Genomic DNA, 19417 nt, shown 5'->3' with positions numbered 1-19417 from the left:
CTCCCGTCCTGTGCGCACCCACCCTCCGTGCACCCGACGGCTATGTTCCGGCTGCTTCCATGCCCCGTAGTTCCTTCTTCAGCTCGGAGATCTCGTCGCGCAGGCGAGCGGCCAGCTCGAACTGCAGCTCCTTGGCCGCTTCGTGCATCTGGTCGTCGAGCTGGCGGATGAGCGCAGCCAGGTCGGCTCGGGGCATGCCCGCCAACTGCGCCGCGTGCCGTCCGACCGCGCCGTCGCGACCAGTCTTCGCCGACGCTCCCTTTGAGGACATGCCGGGAGCTGAGACCTTCCCACGGGACTGTGCGCGACCGCCGCCACCGATCAGCTCACCCTCGGCGCTCTCCCGCACAAGGTCATCAAGAATGTCGATGACCTTCTTACGCAGCGGTTGCGGGTCGACACCGCGCTCGGTGTTGTAGGCGATCTGCTTGACGCGCCGACGGTTGGTCTCGTCGATGGCCCTGCGCATCGACGGGGTCACCTTGTCGGCGTACATGTGCACCTGGCCGGAGACGTTACGGGCCGCCCGGCCGATGGTCTGGATCAGCGATTTGTCTGACCGCAGGAAGCCCTCCTTGTCCGCATCCAGAATGGAGACCAGCGAGACCTCGGGCAGATCCAGCCCCTCCCGCAGCAGGTTGATACCGACCAGCACGTCGAACTCACCCCGGCGCAGTTCCGTGAGCAACTCGATCCGCCGCAGGGTGTCGACCTCACTGTGCAGGTAGCGGACACGGATACCGAGTTCGAGGAGATAGTCGGTGAGATCCTCGGACATCTTCTTGGTCAACGTTGTGACCAGCACCCGTTCGTCACGTTCGGCACGCGACCGGATCTCACCGACAAGGTCGTCGATCTGACCCTGGGTCGGCTTCAGGACGACCTCCGGATCGAGCAGGCCGGTCGGACGGATGATCTGCTCGACCACCCCGTCGGAACGGGCCATCTCGTATGGTCCCGGTGTCGCCGAGAGATACACCGTCTGGCCGATGCGCGTGCAGAACTCCTCCCAGCGCAATGGCCGGTTGTCCATGGCGCTGGGCAGCCGGAAGCCGTGCTCGACCAGGTTGCGTTTGCGGGACATGTCGCCTTCGAACATCCCGCCGATCTGTGGGACCGTGACGTGGGACTCGTCGATGACCAGCAGGAAGTCGTCCGGGAAGTAGTCGAGCAACGTGTACGGCGCCGTGCCGGCGGCACGCCCGTCAATATGCCGGGAGTAGTTCTCGATACCCGAACAGAAACCGACCTGGCGCATCATTTCGATGTCATAGGTGGTGCGCATCCGCAGCCGCTGGGCCTCCAACAGCTTTCCCTGGCGTTCCATCTCGGCGAGCCGCTCGGTCAGCTCCGCCTCGATGCCCGCGATCGCCCGCTCCATCCGTTCCGGGCCGGCGACGTAGTGGGTGGCGGGGAAGACGAACACCTCGGTCGCGTCGCGGACGATCTCACCGGTCACCGGATGCAGATAGGTCAGCCGTTCGATCTCGTCCCCGAACATCTCGATCCGGACGGCGAGCTCCTCGTAGGCGGGAAACACCTCGACGGTATCGCCGCGGACGCGGAACGTCCCGCGAGTGAAGGCCAGGTCGTTGCGGGTGTACTGGACGTCGACGAACCGGCGCAGCAACCTGTCGCGTTCGATCTCCTCCCCGACCCGCAAACGGACCATGCGCTCGATGTACTCCTGCGGGGTGCCCAGACCGTAGATGCAGCTCACGCTCGCCACGACCACCACGTCTCTGCGCGTGAGCAGGCTCATCGTGGCCGAGTGGCGCAGCCGCTCGACCTCCTCGTTGATCGACGAGTCCTTCTCGATGTAGGTGTCGGTCTGGGCGATGTAGGCCTCTGGCTGGTAGTAGTCGTAGTACGACACGAAGTACTCGACGGCATTGTGCGGCAGCAGTTCCCGGAACTCGTTGGCCAGCTGCGCGGCGAGGGTCTTGTTGGGCGCCATCACCAACGTCGGGCGCTGCAGCTCCTCAACGAGCCACGCGGTGGTCGCCGACTTGCCAGTACCGGTCGCGCCGAGCAGGACGATGTCGGTGTCACCGGCACGGACGCGGCGGGCGAGCTCCGCGATCGCGGCTGGCTGGTCGCCGGACGGCTCGAAGTCCGACACGACCTGCAACGGCGCGGTCGAACGCTCGAGGTCATTGCCAGGACGATCAGCGGTGGGGCTCACGTGTCCTACAACACCACACAGGTCCGACAGTTTCCGTCCGGCCTACCCGATCGCGCCGGAAAGACGGCGCCACACGTCGTCCACCTGGGTCCGCAGATCTTCCAGGCTGCCACTGTTGTCCACGAGGATGTCGGCCACCGCGCGGCGAGCGGAGTCCGACGCCTGGTTGGCCATCCGCGCCAGCGCCTGCTCCCGCGCAAGCCCCCGATCGGCCAGGCGGGCAAGGCGGACCTCGCGTGGCGCCGCCACGACGACGATCATGTCATAGCCGCCGGACAGGCCAGCCTCGACGAGCAACGGCACGTCGTACACGACCACCGCGTCGGCCGGAGCATCGGCCATGCGGCGGGTCGCCTCCGCGCCGACCAGCGGATGCGTGATCGCCTCAAGACGGCGCCGAGCGGCGGGGTCGGCGAACACGACCGCCCCGAGCGCCTCCCGATCGAGGCTGCCGTCGGCGCACAGCACCTGCGGCCCGAACTCGTTCACGACGGCCCGCAGCCCCGGTGTGCCGACGGCGACGACCTCCCGGGCGATCGCGTCCGCATCGATGACGACGGCACCGTGATCAGTCAACAGCCGCGCCACCGCGCTCTTGCCCGCGCCGATCCCACCGGTCAGCCCCACCCGCAGCATGTGCCCGAGTCTCCCGCATGACCGACCTCGTCGGATAGAGGGCCTAGCCAGTGCGGCCCAGGCATATCAGTGGAAAACAATGTAGTCACAACAACAGTAGACATATAACGTAATATCCGTCATGGTCTGTGGTGGGTTCGTGACGCTGCGGCCACCGGTTCGGTGCCGCCGCGGCCGACGAGACCGGGATCCGACGTTCGCATTCGTCCTCCGGGGGTTGTCTGTCATGGCTGGGTACCATCGCTGCAGGCCGTGCGCGGTACCGCCGCACCTACTCGAACGCATCGCGCGCAACGGCACCGACGACCAGCGGTCCTGGGCGCTGTCCACGCTGGCCCGCGACACCTCGGTGCGTTCCGTGCGCGTGCACAATGCCCTGCTGCGGGGCGGGTCCAGAGGCACGCTGGTACCCCGGCTGGCGCCTTCCGAAACAGCCGACCGGGTCATCGGTGATGCCGCCGGCACGGAGACCCTGCCGGGACGGGCGGTACGCACCGAAGGGGGCGATGCCACCGCCGACGCCGTCGTCAACGAGGCATACGACGGTCTCGGCTCGACCTTCACGTTCTTCCAGACCGTCTACGACCGCGACTCCATCGACGACGAGGGAGTCGCACTGCGCGCGACGGTCCACTACGGCGACCACTACGACAATGCCTTCTGGGACGGTCGGCAGCTGGTGTTCGGCGACGGTGACGGCGAACTGTTCAACGGTTTCACCACGTCGCTGGACATCATCGGGCACGAGCTCACACACGGCGTGACCGAGGATGAAGCGCAGCTGATGTACTTCAACCAGCCCGGCGCGCTCAACGAGTCCGTCAGCGATGTCTTCGGCTCACTGGTCAAGCAGTACGCGCTGGACCAGAGCGTCGACGAGGCCGACTGGCTGATCGGTGCGGATCTACTCGCACCCGGTGTCGCCGGGGTCGCGCTGCGGTCCATGAAGGAGCCTGGAACGGCGTTCGACGACCCGGTGCTCGGGGACGACAACCAGCCCGGCCATATGGACCACTACGTGCGCACCACGACCGACAACGGTGGTGTGCACATCAACTCCGGCATCCCCAACCATGCCTTCTACCTCGCCGCGGCGGCCATCGGCGGCAAAGCGTGGGAGAAAGCCGGGCTCATCTGGTACGACGCGCTGCGGGCGCCGCAGCTACGGCCGAACTCCACGTTCCGGGCCTTCGCCTCGCTCACCGTCCGGCAGGCCCGGCTGCTCTTCGGTGACGATGAGGTGAGGGCCGTCACCGAAGCATGGCGTGCCGTCGGCGTCATCATGTAGATCCGAATGTAGATCGGGATGTAGGTCCGAGTCCCGGATCTCGCGACCCCGGAAGGTCCGAACCCGTGTCGCCGACACGATCATAAGCGACAATGACAGGGTGACTGACGAACACGTGCGGATCGTCCTGGAGCGGTCAGGGGGCTTCGTCGGACAGGCGATCAGGCGCGGCCTCGACACCGCCGAACTCCCAGCCTGCGAAGCCGCACAGCTGCGTGGCCTCGCCGCCGATGTGGAGGCTACCGGAACCCGTTCCGACAGCGCCTCCACCCCGGCGGCCCGCCCCGACCGTTTCACCTACACCCTGGAGGTTGACCGCGCCGGACGCCGACTCATCCGGCGCTTCAGCGAGCCGGTCCCAGAGGAGCTGCGCACGTTGCTTGCGCTGCTGTCCAAAGCACCGCGGTTGCCCGCCCACCGGTAGGAGCGCGACCAACCCCGACAACGGTGACCGGTGGTTGGCCAGCGGCTACGATGATCATATCGTGGCACGTCGGTGGGCGCCCGCGTGAGCGTGCTGCGCACCCGCGACAATCGGCACGGTTGGAAGGGATCGGGTGAAGGCCAGACCGACGAGAGCCACGGCTGCGGCGGTGAGCATGGCTGCTCGCAGTCCGGCGAGCTGCGCGTCGGCGTAGCGCTCGACAAGGGCCTGCGCCTGCGCCGGCGGTATCGCGGTGCTCGCCAACGCGGCCCGCACCTGCTCGGTGGACACGAAGCCGACCCCGGCCTCAAGCTGCACCCCGACCTGCGTTCGGACGAGCTCGGAGATCCGCGGGTCGTTCTCGACACGATTCTGGAGCGCCACGGAAAGGGCGCTGATCACGATTGCTCCCATCAGCGCGGTTCCGAGTGCCGAACCGAGGTTCTGGGCGGTGTACTGAAAGCCCCCGACCTGGCTACGGTCCGATTCGCCGACCGAGGACTGCACGACGTTGCCGAGCTGTGATGCCAGTAGTCCCAGCCCGACACCCAGTACCGCCATGGCCACCGCGAACCTCAGGTCGTCGATCCGCGGGTCGACCGCGGCCACCAGGAAGAGGGATGCACCCATCAGCACCAGCAGGCCCAGTCGCACCACCAGACGTGGGCCGACCACCCGACCGAGCACCGGACCACTGATCGAGGTTGCCAGCATTGTGACCGAGACGGGCAGCAGCCGCAGCCCCGTCTCAAAGGCATTGAATCCCTGAACGACCTGAAGATAGAGCGGAATCGTGAAAAAAAGCCCGAGCAGAATCACGTTCTGGATGCCGAGTACCGCCAGCCCGGATCGCAGCGGTTGAACCGCCAGCAGCGCAAACCGCACCAGCGGATCGCAACCGGATCTCTCCCGGTGAGCCTCCCAGGAGCGGAAGGCCATCAGCACCGCGAAGCCAGCCGCCACCACAAACGGGGTGAGGGAGAATCCGAACGGCGCCACCGGTGAATTCTTCGGCCGCAGCCATCCCCATGAACTGCTCTGCAGGATCCCGATGACGACCAGTGAAAGCCCCAGCGCTGACAGAAACGCACCGAAGACGTCGAAACCGCCGCCGGCGGCGACGGCTCCGTCACGCGAAACGGCTATGTCACGAGAAACGGTTGGGTCACCAGAAACGGTTGGGTCACCAGAAACGGCTGGGTCACCAGAGACGGCTGGGTCACCAGAGACGGCTGGGTCACCAGAGACGGCTGGGTCCCGAATCCACCGGACCATGCTGAGAATCAGCATGACCAGGACGACCTCGCCGGCGAACACGACGCGCCACGTCCACGCCGTGGTCACCCAACCGCCAAGCAGCGGACCCACGGCAATACCGGCACCGGCCAGCCCACCGATCACCGCATAGGCGACCGCCCGTTCGCGGCCGGCGTAGTTGCCACTGACAAGTGCGGCCAGTGCCGGCAGCACCAATGCGGCGCCCAGCCCCTCGACAACCGACCAGCCCACGGTCAGGATGACAAGTGTGGGCGCCAGTGTGGTGATCAGCGATCCGATCCCGTAGACGACGAGGCCGACGGTGAACGTACGTCGCCGACCCCACAGATCACCAACCTTTCCACCGGTAATCATAAAGGCTGCCATCACCAGCGAGTAGGCAGTGATGACCGCCTGGATCGCGGTCACGTTCGTGTCGAAATCCTCGACGAGTCGAGTGATCGAAACGTTCATCACCGCGGCGTCCAGCACCATGAGAAACTGTGCCGCACCGAGGACGACCAGCGCCTTCCACCTGCCCAACGGGCCTCCCCACAGCGGTCACCACCACGGTGGTGCGGAAATTATCCAGCCAGGAACGATCAAAAACCCGCAACGCCGCCGGACGCCGCCGAATACCGGGATCAGGCGAGAACCTTGGCCTTCATCTGTTCGAACTCCGCGTCGGAGATCGCACCGCGGTCCCGCAGTTCGGCAAGCCTGGACAACTCGTCGGATGGACTCGCCGTTCCCGCGGTCGTGCGTACGTAGTCGCGGAAGTCCTGCTCCTGACGTGCCGACCGCCGGGCAGCCCGTTCATGCATGCTGCCGCCCCGAAAAATCAGATACACCAGAACGCCGAACAAGGGCAACAGGATGACGAAGATGATCCAGGCTGCCTTTCCCCAACCGGACAGATCGTGGCTCAGCAGAACGTCGGATATAACGGCGAACAACAGGTAGAACCACAGCAGGAACAGGAAGAACCACAGCATCGTCCAGAAGACGCTGAGCAGCGGGTACTGATAATCGGTCTGCACGACTACCCCCTCGGTCGTCCGCACGCCCTTCTGGTTCCCCGACCCACACGGCCGGTAGAAGGTTCGCGAGTCACGACATCACTCACCCCTGCACTACCCACCGGCCGACTTCGCTACCGCCGCCGGGCGGTAACGCCGGCCCGGTCACCCTCGCCAGGTGAATTCCAGGCGAGGGTGGGCACATCGCCGGCGAGGACGGGAAGGAGCCGGTAATGGACCGGCGCACACACCACGGCATTCCCTGCGACCTGACGTTCCCGGCGATCTGACATGACCTCCCCCGACGGCACGAACGACGCCCGTAGTCATCCCGGCGGGTACCCCGTCGCGTTCGCGGTGGACTACCCGACGGATCCGCGGAACCGGCTGACCACCTTCTTCCGGATATTCACGGCAGTGCCGATCGCAGTCATCCTCATGGCGGTGGGTGGTGGGTCTCCCTCCTGGGGTGGCCTCGGGGCCGCCAGTGGGTTGCTTTTCGTCGCGCCGCTACTGATGATCGTGTTCCGACAGAAATACCCACGCTGGTGGTTCGACTGGAATCTCCAGCTGCTCCGGTTCTCCAACCGGGTCACGGCGTATCTGCTGCTGTTGCGCGACGACTACCCGTCGACCGACGCCGAACAGGCCGTCCACCTTGAGATCGGCTACCCGGACGCGGCACGCTTGAACCGCTGGTTGCCGCTCGTCAAGTGGTTCCTGGCGATCCCACACTACGTCATACTGATCTTCCTGCATGTCGGGGTGGTATTCGCGGTCATCATCGGATGGTTCGCCATTCTGATCACCGGACGGTTCCCGCAGGTTGTATTCGACTATGTCGTGGGCGTGCTGCGCTGGACGAACCGGGTCATAGCCTATGCATTCGCCCTCACGACCGACGCCTACCCACCCTTCCGGCTCATGCCCTGACGCCGACCAGAACGCAGCCCGTGCCATCGGATGCCACCCGGGACAGGCCCCGGTGGACCCCCGACCCCGGCCATGGGACACTTCGCGCCGTGCTTTCCGCGGCCGCACCCCGCGGTGCGGACGACCCGCCCGCGGACGCCACCCTGATGCGGGTCCCGCCGCCGGCCACCGCCATGCAACCCGTGGCGCAGCCGCCTCAGGCGACACAGCCACCGCACACCGAGGGTGCTCCGGCTCCGGCTCCGACCCTGCGCCGGCCGGTGTCCGAACGTCCCGCTGACTTCCCCCCGGACCAGCTCCGTGACCTGCACGCCCGGCTCGCCGCCGGCGACGCCGACGCGCTCGCGCAGGTGCACGCGCGCTACGCCCGCTACCTCGCCGCCGCGGCCGCCCAGATCACCGCGGATCGCGAAGCCGCGGCCGAGGTCGTCCAGGATGTCCTGGTACACCTGTGGGAGCACCCGTTGCGTTTTGATCCCGACCGCGGCGCCCTGCGCGCCTACCTGGTCGTCATGGCCCGACGGCGGGCGGTGGACTGGGTCCGGCGGGAAAGCGCGCGCCGGCCCTCCGAGACCGTCGCCCGGGAACTGGCCGCAACGCCCGACGGCCCGGCCGCCGACACGGTGGTGCTGACCGAGGTCACCGCGGCGATCGTGCGCCGCGGTGTGGCGGATCTCCCCACGTTGCTGCGGGAAGCGGTGGAACTCGCCTTTTTCGACGGCTGCACCTACCGTGAAGTGGCAACCCGACTCACCATTCCGGAGGGCACCGCAAAGTCCCGGATCCGCACCGCCCTGCAGAAACTCGCGGTCCGGTTGGAACGCGAAGGGGTTCACGTGTGAGCGCCAGGAAGGTCGAACCGTACGACCTTGCGCCCACGCCCGCGCATCCGCTGCACAATCCGGCCACCGACGGCCCCGGACTGCATGTTGATGACCTTCTCGCTGCGTACGTCCTCGACGCCTGCGATCCGGACGAGACGGTCATCGTCGACACGCACCTCGGCCGGTGCAAGCGCTGCATGGCCATGGCCGAGACGCTCAGCACCGGTCTGCTCGGGCTCATCGGCGGGCAGCTGGACGCCGAGGTCGAGGTCCAGGCCGACGCCGAGCTGCTGCCGGATGCCGAACCGAGCGGTCCCGCCAGCATGGCCGCGGTCATGGCGGCGGCTCTGACTCGCCGTCCAGCCGCGCCGGTGACCTCGGAGCTCGCAGCTCCCTACCTCACTCAGGTTGGCGCCGTCGACCGGTTGCTGGCCGAGCTCACCACCGACGACTGGACGCGCGAGATCGTCAACGGCTGGAACACCCGCGAGCTCGTCGCGCATCTAGCCGCCTCCGACGGGCTGGTCGCGGCCGGGATCGGCTTGGCGGTGGATCCGCCGGTGCACAGCACCGACCTGGACGAACGGACCGCCGCCGTGCACGCTCACCAGCATGGCTGGACGACCGAGCGCACCTGGTCGTCCTGGCACGACGGCGCGGGACGGATCGCCGAGCGCATCGGGCACGGCGACTCCGCCGGCGCAGGGGCACAGACCGCGCCGGTCGACACCCGCGCCGCCCGCCTGCGCGACCATCTGACGCTGCGGGCGTTCGAGACGTGGATTCACGGCCGCGATATCGCCGAGCAGGTTGGTCTGGCCATGCCGCTGCCGCCCGCCGACCATCTGCACCGGATGGTCGACGCCGCGATGCGGAAACTGAACCCGACGATGCGGGCCGCGCTACCGCCCACATCGAGGGACGCGACCCTTGTGGTCAGTCTCTCGGGCGCAGGTGGCGGCCGGTGGATGATCGGGCCGGACGGCGCCGCGGAGCTGGCCGCAACCGGCGAACCGCCCACCGTGGACGCGGCGATGTCCGTACCCATCGTCGACTTCTGCCTGCTCGTCGCCGATCGCCGCCAAGCCCGCGACGTCGGCGCCGAGATCGCGGGAGACACCGCGATCGCACAGGCGATGCTCGACGTCGCGCCCTCGTTCGCCGGCGCCTGACCCGCCGGAAGGCTCCGGCTACGCGGAACCAAAAAACGCGTGGGTTGTCCGGGGTGGACCGTCACCCCTGTTCCAGTCCGTTAATCGGTAGTGACCTTCATCACAATTTGTCCTCGTCTTAGGTACTCGGTGGTCGGGCTGCTCCGATCGCTACGCATCCTGGTACTTCAGGTCACGGGCACGCTCGCTGGTGATCACGAACCGGGCAACGATGTCGCCAGCAATCCACATCTGATCATCAATTCGTGTGAATAGCCGAGGCAAGTGCCGTTGCGTGGACGGCCGACGCTGGCAGCTCCGGATACACGCCGTCTCATCGGGGCCTGCTGCATACACAGGCCCGCATAATCCCCAAGCAGGTCCTCGGCAATCATCGACGGAGACTGCCACATCACAAGATATCCTGCGAAATCATTGGACCTTACCGCCGAAATCGCGCTCGCCGAGCTCTGTGTAAAGGCGCAATATCCACAGATAGAGTGACTGAATGGATCGTCACTGTGCACAGCTACTCATCGACTTGCCAATGTACGCAAGTATCTATACGATCATGACCAGTTCCTATATCTTGGGAAAAATGGCACATAGTCCTGCGGGATCTGCGAAAGGGGATAATTATGGCAACCGAGATGTTCGGGGCACATGGCGATGTTCCCGGCGAGGACAGCTCGGGGGTCCACGAAGGCGCCTACAGCAGCTCTCCGTTCGATCCACACGAGCATTCTTCTCCGGATCACACCTATGGGGCCGAGTCGACGGGTCACGGCAGTGGTATAGACCCGATCAGCGGTGCCGTGCAAAGCGGCGCTGGTCAGCCCCAATTTGGCGCAGGCGCCTGCTCTCATTGCAGTGGTTACGGCCAGTCCGGCGGCGAGGCATGCTGGTATTGCGGAGGAACCGGCGTCGCATCCGGCTACATGTAGCCTGATCTCCTCGCCTACCTCGACCTCCGTCGCTGCGAGCGCCACGTCATTGAGTATGTTCGTCGTGCCACTCTAACTCTGACCCGAGTTGTGATCTCCCGTCACGTCGCCGCCGATCTTCGCTGACCGGCTACCACTCGCAGCGGCACCCGCTGTGAGGTAAGTACTCGTGGCTGGCGATTCCCAGGTATTTGTCAACCAAAAAAGAGAGGGAAATCCGATGGGCGTAGCCCTCCACACCGCGATGTTTGGAGGCACACGATGCGGAAAGACAACCCTGCTCGTACAAATGATGAGCACCATCCGGAAACAACTCTCTGACGCAAATATGGATCTTCGCATTGCACAAAAAACGACCGAGGCTTTCAGCAAGGCGCGTAGCGAGCTTTCAGAACTCGTCACGAGAGTTTACAAGGGCGAACCGATCGGTTCCATCGGGGTCGCAGGCAGTACGGAAGTAAGAGGGTATGGTATAGGAATAGACAACAGTGACGGAGTGACAGCGGCGGAGCTGATTTTTCACGACTATCCGGGCGAGTACCTGGAAAAGCTCACGAAAGAAGAATCCGGCTCCGCCGAGCTTCGCGCGCGACTGTCTAATGCCAATGCGCTACTCATTGCTGTTAACACTCCGATATTGATGGCGAGTCTCAATCGAGAGCCAGAGTGGCACGACCTCCATTTGTACTCCAACTACCCCGACGTTCTCAACAATGTGTTCACAGAGTATGATTCAGTTCCCAATCTAGTACTGTTCTGTCCGATCAAGAGCGAGCGCTGGCTAAACGATGATCCACGCGGCAGGGATTTGTTGACCGCCGTGGAGCAGGGATACAGGAAGCCACTCAGAACGCTCAGAAGAGACCATCCAAATACGAGGGTGATGCTCATACCAGTCGCAACTTGCGGAAGTATCGAATTCGAGTCCTTCGAGACCTACGGACCGCCAGGAACTCCCTTGACCATCAATAATGTCATCGAGAAGTTCCGACCAACCGCAGGAGGTGGCCCGCCTGGTCATGATCGACTACATCCCAAGTTCAACGACCAGCCGTTGCGACACCTCATGAAGCAGGTATTGGAAACGGTGGATTATCAGCACCTCGTCAAAGCATACTCCGATTCGATGGCTACCAGGAAGACGTTTGAGAAAAAGGCTGATACCAGCCTGCAGGTAGCCACCAACTGGTTGGCAGATAAATGGACCAAGGCCGATCTCCCCAAAATCGGCTTCGTGGAGGATTTCATTGACGAGTGGGGAGGCAAGGCCGACTACCAGCGTGCTGCCGGCACAGTCGCTGCAGAGGCAACCGCCAAGCCGCCGATCTATGTGCTATGAGTGACGCCGGCATTCGGTGTTGGGTTGAAGCCGGAACAATGCGGCGCGGCCGGTACTGGCGCGAGCCCGGGGTAGAGAACGGCCGAGAATCCACTGACCCGCCGCAGTGGGCCGCCGAGCTGCTCGGCAGCTTGCACTCCGGGCGTCCGTCTGTGGCGTGGCGGACGACGGAGCGGGCCTCGATCACATGTGCGAGTGGGTTTCCTAGCGACCAGAAGCTAGTATGGGGAAAGGCATACTGGTCACTCGTAGTGACTGGACCCGCAGGGGATAGCCAGATACGGGAGGTGGCGGCCGCCCTGCTCGACGCCGTGGACTACGACCCGCCGAGCGCACGAAGCACTGATGTTACGGCCGTGGTCAGGGCGGCAATTAACGAGGTGAATCCGGCGACATTTACAGTGCAGGCCGACCTTCTTGAAGAGCTTGTCCAAGCCGCGAGCCAGGCATCGACCGAATGGGACAAGGGTGAGGAAGCCGACCCTCGCAGCGGTACGCATCTGGCTATGCAGAGTGGGACCCAACATCACCGATTCTCCGAATGTGCGGCGGCAAATAACGACACAAATCTTCGCCGTGAACAGTCGGCATACCTACGTAAAATTCAAGACGATACGTTCACCACCGTAGCGGCGACCTTTTCCGTGACAGCCGGACCCCTGCTCGGGGAGAAGTCCTGGGTGCTCACACCCGGCGGTGTTATCAACGACGATCCATTCGGGATCCCCGGAAATGATCGACATGACGAGCCTACAGATCGATTCTCAATCTCTTTTCGAAAGATGAAGAAGCACTGCCCTCTAAGAAACAAAAAACAAACCTGAGGTATTAAAGTCGCTGGGAGCCAAGTGTATGGCAGCCGCGCTCCAGCTTGAAAGGGTCACAATGGAACCTACGCTGGTCGCAGTCTTCCTTGGGCAGATTGCACGGCCGATCATCGATTCCATGCTGGGTGTACATAAGCATGGAATCGAGCGAGACGTGAAAGCTTCGGATACGCGGTTGGACGAACGGCGCAAGATTCTCTGGGAGAATCAATCGCCGTTCGTTACCGGCGATACTATCGCCCGAGAGCTCGTTGAAGGCGAGACCAGAGAGAGCTGCCTACCAGTGGTGCTAATAGCGCCGTTCTACGACGAGCGCAAGCCAGCAAGCCAGCGGCACGACGCAGTCGGCGAGTTCAGAACCGCAATTCGGGAATCTCTAAACAACGCTCCCTGGGCCTCCTTGTACAGGACTCTGGACGGACTCCTACGGCCATTGACAAATTCCGATCTCGATCTACTGAGAATTCGAGTCGTCCTTTCTGGACTTCCTGTGATAGTTCTATGGGGATCAGTTAAAAGTAGTGCCGAGACAGTGCTGGGCGTGCGGATGTGGGGCATGACAAAAGATCCAAATCGCGAATTTGTGGTGTCGAGCACTCCGATTCCGCTACCCCCAATCCCAGAGCTTTCTTTCAGTGAAGGAATGACCGCACTTCGTAGTTTCGATTCAAAAGTTGGCTGGGAGATGGCGGCAGTTGCCGGCATCGGAGCAGATTGGTTCGCTTGTCATCATCGAAACCTTGAGCCCGTTCTTCCAAGGTTGCTGACTCTGGACACGGAGCGAAATATCGAGCTCGCTGTCAGCGCCGCAACTGGCGGCGTATCCAAAGCCGAGCTCTCCCCCCGTCAGCGGCTCGCGGGAGTACGGTCTCTTGCTTCGGCAGGTGCTGGCAAGGAAGCGCGGCAGGCAATCGCATCCATGGCTGACGATACCGTCGATGTTTGGCGCTCCGAACCCGATGCCGTGGATGTGCGGCTTGCCGCAGAGATAGTAGACGCAGCTACGGTGGCAATTCACGTCGAACAGCGAGAGATCCAAGATCCTCCCCTGTGGAGCGGATGGACAGGTTTCGTTCAAGCCACAACGGCGGCCACGAAAGACACGGCGCTCCCGACGCAGACCCGTCGAATCGCTGACGAATATTCGCGCGCTGCGGCGAGGCACTCTATTGCTGACGTCGCTGCGTCACTGAACGGAAGACTCGGCACTATTGCTGTTGCCCACGCTACGGCTGAATCATTCGAGGTTGCTGTCAATCGGCTATGGCGAGACTATGGAGTGCCTGAAATAGTACTTGACAAGATGATCGAGGCCGCTGCGTCCCTCAAAGCTGCCGCAGCCGCTCCGCCTTCTCCGGGGGGTGCAGTCTTTTCCAGGTGATCTGATTATGGTGGTACGGGGTTGCCCAGGTATCGGGCCCGCTGGATGCGATGGTGCTCCTGGTCGGAGTCGTCACGGAGCAGGGCTCCAGCGCGCTGGTGATTTGCGACGTCAGCCCTTGACGCACAGGACGGCACGCAGTTCCGCGGCGACCTGGACCAGGTCCCGCTGGTCGGCGATGACCTGCTCGACGTCCTTGTAGGCCGCCGGGATCTCGTCGATCACACCGGCGTCCTTACGGCATTCCACCCCTGCCGTCGCCACTGCGAGATCCTCGACGGTGAACATCTTCTTCGCCTTCGACCGGCTCATCCGCCGACCGGCCCCATGCGACGCCGAATGAAAAGACTCCGGATTCCCCAGGCCACGAACGATGTAGGACCGGGTGCCCATCGAACCCGGAATGATGCCGTATTCCCCGGCCCGTGCTGAAATCGCGCCCTTGCGGGTCACCAGCACATCCGCGCCATAATGATGTTCTTCGGACACGTAGTTGTGATGGCAGTTCACCGCCGCGAACGCTTGTTCCCCCGCATACGGACCCGCTTGCGGCGCAACCGGCAGCCGCAGGCCCGGGAAGAAACCCTGCAGCACATCCCGGTACAGACCGAGCATCGTCACCCGATTCAGCTGTGCGTACCGCTGCGCCCAGACCAGATCATGCCGGTACGCCCGCATCTCCGCCGTGCCCGCGAGGAACACCGCCAGATCCCGGTCGCGCAGGTCGGCGTTGTGCGCCAGCCGTTTCGCGATCCCGATATGAACCTCGGCCAGCTCCTTGCCGATGTTGCGTGAACCCGAGTGCAGCATCAGCCACACCTGGTCGCCGGTATCGAGGCAGAGCTCGATGAAGTGGTTGCCCGAGCCGAGCGTCCCGAGCTGTGCCATGGCCCGCTCCAGTCGGCCCGAGACCAACGGGTGCAGGTCGGCGAAACCATCCCAGAGCTCCCGCTGGGAGCGCACCCGGGTCGAGACGGTCGGATGGCCGAGACGCCCGACCGGAATCACCGCCTCAATCGCGGCTCGAATCGCACCCAGATCATCAGGAAGATCACTCGCGGTGAGGTTCGTGCGGACGGCGGCCATTCCACAGCCGATGTCGACGCCGACGGCTGCGGGCGACACCGCGTCCCGCATGGCCACGACGGAACCGACGGTCGCGCCCTTGCCCAGGTGGACATCGGGCATGACCGCGACATGGTGATGGACATAGGGGAGATCCGCGACGGCGCGCAGCTGGTCGAGGGCTGCGCTGTCAACCTCCTGCGGACGGGTCCACATCCAGATGGGGGTCCGCGCACCCCCGAGTTCGGCAACGGCGGCCATAACCGATCGCTCCTGTTCATCATCCGATACCCGGGCGGACGGTGCCCGGCGGTCTCACGAGCAGGAGCATGCCCGATGTATTCGGACTTTTCGAATGGTTTTCCGGCATCGGGTTCTGCAGCATCGGGCTTTCCGCCGCCGGACACGAACGGGGCCTGCGGAAGATGTCCCGCAGACCCCGTCGAACGCTGTCCTCATGGACTACCCGGTCGGGCTACTCCCCCCGACCGGGCTGTTCCCGACCGGACTATTCCCGGCCGAACTGCTCCCGAAGACGACGAAGTGCGTCCTCGTCGATCGCGGAGGCTGGCTGGTCGGGCTCGGCGGAGGTGTAGGAGGACGGGGCGACCGCGGCGGCCTCGGCTTCCTGCGCGGCCCGGATCTGTGCCTGGTGCGCCTCGTACCGCTGCTGGGCCTCGGCGTACTGCCGCTCCCACTCGGTCTGCTGCTCCTCGAAGCCCGGCAGCCACTCCCCCGTCTCCGGGTCGAAACCCTCGGGGTAGACGTAGTTGCCCGCCTCGTCGTACTTGGCCTCCATCCCGTACTGGGACGGGTCGAACGCCTCGCCTTCAGCGACAAGGGCGCTGGAGTCGTTCGCCTGCTTGAGGGAGAGGCTGATCCGGCGGCGGTCCAGGTCGATGTCGATGACCTTGACGAGGATCTCGTCGCCGACGTTCACGACCTGCTCGGGGATCTCCACATGCCGCTCGGCCAGCTCGGAGATGTGCACCAGACCCTCGATGCCCTCGTCCACCCGGACGAACGCGCCGAAGGGCACGAGCTTGGTGACCCGACCCGGGACGACCTGACCGATCGCGTGGGTACGGGCGAACTGGCGCCACGGGTCTTCCTGCGTGGCCTTGAGCGACAGCGACACCCGCTCGCGCTCCAGGTCGACGTCGAGGACCTCGACGGTGACCTCCTGGCCGACCTCCACGACCTCCGACGGGTGGTCGATGTGCTTCCAGGAGAGTTCGGACACATGCACCAGACCGTCGACACCACCAAGGTCGACGAACGCCCCGAAGTTGACGATGGAGCTGACGACGCCCTTGCGGATCTGGCCCTTGGCCAGCTGCGCGAGGAACTCCGACCGGACCTCGCTCTGGGTCTGCTCCAGCCACGCGCGACGGGACAGAACCACGTTGTTCCGGTTCTTGTCCAGCTCGATGATCTTGGCTTCGAGTTCGCGGCCGACGTAGGGCTGTAGATCGCGCACCCGGCGCATCTCCACCAGCGACGCAGGCAGGAAGCCGCGCAGCCCGATGTCAAGGATGAGACCGCCCTTGACGACCTCGATGACGGTGCCGTTGACGACGCCGTCCTCCTCCTTGAGCTTCTCGATCGTGCCCCAGGCGCGCTCGTACTGCGCGCGCTTCTTGGACAGGATGAGACGGCCCTCTTTGTCCTCCTTCTGGAGAACAAGAGCCTCGACGTGATCACCGACCGTCACGACCTCGTGCGGGTCGACATCGTGTTTGATCGAAAGCTCCCGCGAGGGGATCACGCCTTCGGTCTTGTAACCGATGTCGAGGAGCACCTCATCGCGGTCCACCTTGACGATGGTTCCGTCGACGATGTCACCGTCGTTGAAGAATTTGATCGTTTTGTCGACGGCGGCGAGGAAGTCCTCAGCCGAGCCGATGTCGTTGACCGCGACCTGCGGGGTGGTCGGGGTGGGCGGTGTGGTCACGGTCTCCACGGGTCGTACGTCGGTGGTGCTCGTCAAGGGGTCGGCTCCGGCTACGGGGTTCGTCGTATGCACGAGGGGCCGGATCGAACCGCCGGGACGGAGGGACAGGGACCGTGCAAAACGAACACTGTCGATACCGGTAGCGACGCTCGAGCGGATCTACTAGGTCTGAGATCCACAGACTCTCGTGCCAGACCCAAGTCTAGGGATCGGTGTCCCGGGTGGTCAACGCCATGGCGGGTCAACCTCGTTCCGCGTCGGGGTGAACCACGCCGGAGACGGCCCGCGAACCCGACAGGGGCGCGATTGTGTCACATCATCGGAACGGGATGACGCACGCGGCGGACAACCCACCCCCGATTCGATGATCAGAGGACACTGCGAGGATCGATGCCGTGAACGGACCAGAACCTGCCAGACCGGACGCGCCCCGGCCCGTCATGCCGCAGTACCCGCCGGGCGGATATCATCCCGCCGAGTTCGGCTACAGCGACGTCGACGACGACAGCGCCCGATGGGCCAACCGTGGCTACTGGGACGCGACAGCCGACGACTACCAGGCCGAGCACGGCGCCTTCCTCGGTGACACGGACTTCCTGTGGTGCCCCGAGGGTCTGCGGGAGGCTGACGCGCGGCTGCTCGGCGACGTCCGCGGCCGGACCGTGCTGGAAATCGGGTGTGGCGGCGCGCAGTGTGCCCGCTGGCTGGTCACCCGCGGTGCGGACGTGGTCGCACTGGACCTGTCCGCCGGGCAGCTGCGGCACGCCCGGACGCTGTCGGTGGCCACCGGTGTGGACGTCGCCCTGGTACAGGCCGACGCCACCCGGCTGCCGCTGGCCGCCGCAAGTGTGGACCTGGCCTGCTCGGCCTTTGGCGCCATCCCATTCGTCGCCGACAGCGCGGCCGTCATGCGTGAGGTCGCCCGGGTGCTGCGCCCCGGCGGGCGCTGGGTCTTCTCCACCACACACCCGATGATCTGGTCCTTTCCCGATCATCCGGGCAGGGAGGGACTGACGGTGGTCCGCAGCTACTTCGACCGGCGGGCATACGTCGAGCGGGACTGGGCCGGCCGCACGAGCTACGCCGAGACCCACCGTACCGCTGGTGATCGCGTCCGGGAGCTGGTGGCCGCCGGTCTGACCCTGGTGGACCTGATCGAACCGGAGTGGCCGGCAGGGCACGACCGGGTGTGGGGCCAGTGGGGGCCGGTGCGTGGCCGCCTGTTTCCATCCACCGCGATCTTCGTGACCGAGAAGGTCGCCGGGGCCACCTGAGACGTCCCGGCGACTATGGTGATCGCGCGGCCGGCCAGAGTCCGCCGGGGCCGGCCGCAGACTCCCAGCTGCAAGCTTGTTACAACTAGTAATGGGAATGTTACCGGTGTGACATGGTGGGAGGACGCAACGGCCAGCCGTCCGCGCACGGTGGATGCGGTCCCGGCTGCCCGGCGCCCATGCCCGCCCGAGCTCGCCCCGCCCGAACTCGCCCCGGTCGGCACCAGCCCCGCCGCGCCGGCGCCGCTGGCGGTACCGGCTCCGCTCGGGGTACCGGCCCCACCCCGCCACGCCGTGCGGGGGGCCATCCGCGGTGCGTCCCCACTGGCCCTTGCCGCCCTCGCCGCCAACCTCGCGAACCTGCTCGTCACGCTGGTGCTCGCCCGGCACTTGTCCACCGCCGCCTACGGGGCGCTGGCACAGTTGCTGGCGCTGTTCTTCGTGGTGTCCATGCCCGGCAGCGCCCTGCTCGTCGGCGTCGTCCGCAAGGTGACGCCCTGGCAGCAGACGGGTGAGGCCGCGATGATCGACCAATGGGTCGCACGGGTCCGGCGTGCCGGTGTCGTGCTCGTCGTGTTGACCGGGATCACAGCTCTGCTGCTGCGGGACGTCATCGCCACGGCGCTGTCGCTACCGGGTCCCGGCGGTGTCGCCGAAATGCTCACCGCGGGCGCCGCCTGGTGCCTGCTCTGCGTAGACCGCGGGTTGCTGCAGTCCACCCACAGGTACGCCGGCCTCGCGGTCAACCTCCTGCTGGAGGGCCTGGCCCGAGGTGCCCTCGCGGTCGGGCTTGTGCTGGCGGGCCTGGGTGCCGGTGGCGCCTGCCTGGCGATCCTGCTCGGTGTACTGGTCGGGCTCGGGCACGGGCACACGATCCTCGGCTCCCGCGCCGTCCGCGCTCAGGCGCCCGCCGACC

General features: G+C 65.1%; 15 protein-coding genes and 1 pseudogene. 10 read left to right on the top strand and 6 right to left on the bottom strand.

The window, feature by feature from the left end:
• Nucleotides 1–40: 40 nt before the first annotated feature.
• Nucleotides 41–2185 carry an excinuclease ABC subunit UvrB gene (gene uvrB / locus U9978_RS22055; RefSeq protein WP_322763060.1) on the bottom strand — a complete coding sequence of 715 codons (2145 nt, stop codon included), beginning with the start codon at nucleotides 2183–2185 and terminating at the stop codon, nucleotides 41–43.
• 42 nt (nucleotides 2186–2227) lie between these two features.
• A complete protein-coding gene (gene coaE, locus U9978_RS22050; RefSeq protein WP_322763059.1) occupies nucleotides 2228–2821 on the bottom strand; it encodes a dephospho-CoA kinase in 594 nt (197 codons plus the stop codon).
• 226 nt (nucleotides 2822–3047) lie between these two features.
• On the opposite strand from coaE, the gene U9978_RS22045 reads away from it, so the two are divergent.
• Nucleotides 3048–4109 (top strand): M4 family metallopeptidase, encoded by a 1062-nt coding sequence (locus U9978_RS22045; RefSeq protein WP_322763058.1) that lies wholly within the window; start codon nucleotides 3048–3050, stop codon nucleotides 4107–4109.
• Between the two features lie 100 nt (nucleotides 4110–4209).
• Entirely contained in the window at nucleotides 4210–4533 is a 324-nt protein-coding gene (locus tag U9978_RS22040; protein WP_322763057.1) for a protealysin inhibitor emfourin, read from the top strand.
• Between the two features lie 54 nt (nucleotides 4534–4587).
• Here U9978_RS22040 and U9978_RS22035 read toward each other — a convergent pair whose 3' ends face one another.
• A complete protein-coding gene (locus U9978_RS22035; RefSeq protein WP_322763056.1) occupies nucleotides 4588–6333 on the bottom strand; it encodes an MFS transporter in 1746 nt (581 codons plus the stop codon).
• 101 nt (nucleotides 6334–6434) lie between these two features.
• On the bottom strand, nucleotides 6435–6854 hold the full coding sequence (locus tag U9978_RS22030) for an SHOCT domain-containing protein (protein ID WP_322763055.1): 420 nt from the start codon (nucleotides 6852–6854) through the stop codon (nucleotides 6435–6437).
• 246 nt (nucleotides 6855–7100) lie between these two features.
• On the opposite strand from U9978_RS22030, the gene U9978_RS22025 reads away from it, so the two are divergent.
• The 6 genes from U9978_RS22025 (at nucleotide 7101) to U9978_RS22000 (ending at nucleotide 14208) form a co-directional block, all read left to right on the top strand.
• Nucleotides 7101–7742 (top strand): DUF4389 domain-containing protein, encoded by a 642-nt coding sequence (locus U9978_RS22025; protein ID WP_322763054.1) that lies wholly within the window; start codon nucleotides 7101–7103, stop codon nucleotides 7740–7742.
• A gap of 20 nt (nucleotides 7743–7762) precedes the next feature.
• The gene (locus U9978_RS22020; protein WP_322763053.1) at nucleotides 7763–8584 is read left to right on the top strand and encodes a sigma-70 family RNA polymerase sigma factor; all 822 of its coding nucleotides are present in this window, start codon (nucleotides 7763–7765) and stop codon (nucleotides 8582–8584) included.
• Entirely contained in the window at nucleotides 8581–9738 is a 1158-nt protein-coding gene (locus tag U9978_RS22015; protein WP_322763052.1) for a maleylpyruvate isomerase N-terminal domain-containing protein, read from the top strand. Before U9978_RS22020 ends, U9978_RS22015 begins: the two co-directional genes overlap by 4 nt.
• Before the next feature lie 1092 nt (nucleotides 9739–10830).
• Entirely contained in the window at nucleotides 10831–12000 is a 1170-nt protein-coding gene (locus U9978_RS22010) for a hypothetical protein (protein ID WP_322763051.1), read from the top strand.
• A 287-nt stretch (nucleotides 12001–12287) separates the two neighbouring features.
• On the top strand, nucleotides 12288–12824 hold the full coding sequence (locus tag U9978_RS22005) for a hypothetical protein (protein ID WP_322763050.1): 537 nt from the start codon (nucleotides 12288–12290) through the stop codon (nucleotides 12822–12824).
• Between the two features lie 28 nt (nucleotides 12825–12852).
• Nucleotides 12853–14208, top strand: coding sequence for a hypothetical protein (locus U9978_RS22000; protein WP_322763049.1), 1356 nt, complete (start codon nucleotides 12853–12855; stop codon nucleotides 14206–14208).
• 111 nt (nucleotides 14209–14319) lie between these two features.
• On the opposite strand, the gene U9978_RS21995 is transcribed toward U9978_RS22000, so the two are convergent.
• Together U9978_RS21995 and rpsA are read right to left on the bottom strand one after the other, a co-directional pair.
• Nucleotides 14320–15534, bottom strand: coding sequence for an RtcB family protein (locus U9978_RS21995; RefSeq protein ID WP_322763048.1), 1215 nt, complete (start codon nucleotides 15532–15534; stop codon nucleotides 14320–14322).
• A 247-nt stretch (nucleotides 15535–15781) separates the two neighbouring features.
• Nucleotides 15782–17263, bottom strand: a complete 1482-nt coding sequence (rpsA, locus tag U9978_RS21990) for a 30S ribosomal protein S1 (protein WP_322763047.1) — start codon at nucleotides 17261–17263, stop codon at nucleotides 15782–15784.
• A 404-nt stretch (nucleotides 17264–17667) separates the two neighbouring features.
• Between rpsA and U9978_RS21985 the strand changes: the two genes are divergently transcribed.
• Both U9978_RS21985 and U9978_RS21980 read left to right on the top strand, forming a co-directional pair.
• Nucleotides 17668–18501: a class I SAM-dependent methyltransferase gene (locus tag U9978_RS21985; RefSeq protein ID WP_322763061.1), complete on the top strand. Its 834-nt coding sequence runs from the start codon at nucleotides 17668–17670 to the stop codon at nucleotides 18499–18501.
• 108 nt (nucleotides 18502–18609) lie between these two features.
• Nucleotides 18610–19417, top strand: a pseudogene (locus U9978_RS21980) (hypothetical protein); the annotation flags it as partial.

It is taken from the genome of Protofrankia sp. Cr2, from assembly GCF_963555885.1.
Classification (GTDB): domain Bacteria; phylum Actinomycetota; class Actinomycetes; order Frankiales; family Frankiaceae; genus Protofrankia.
Note: the sequence above shows the minus strand (reverse complement) of the source record. Positions and strands in the feature narration are given on the sequence as shown.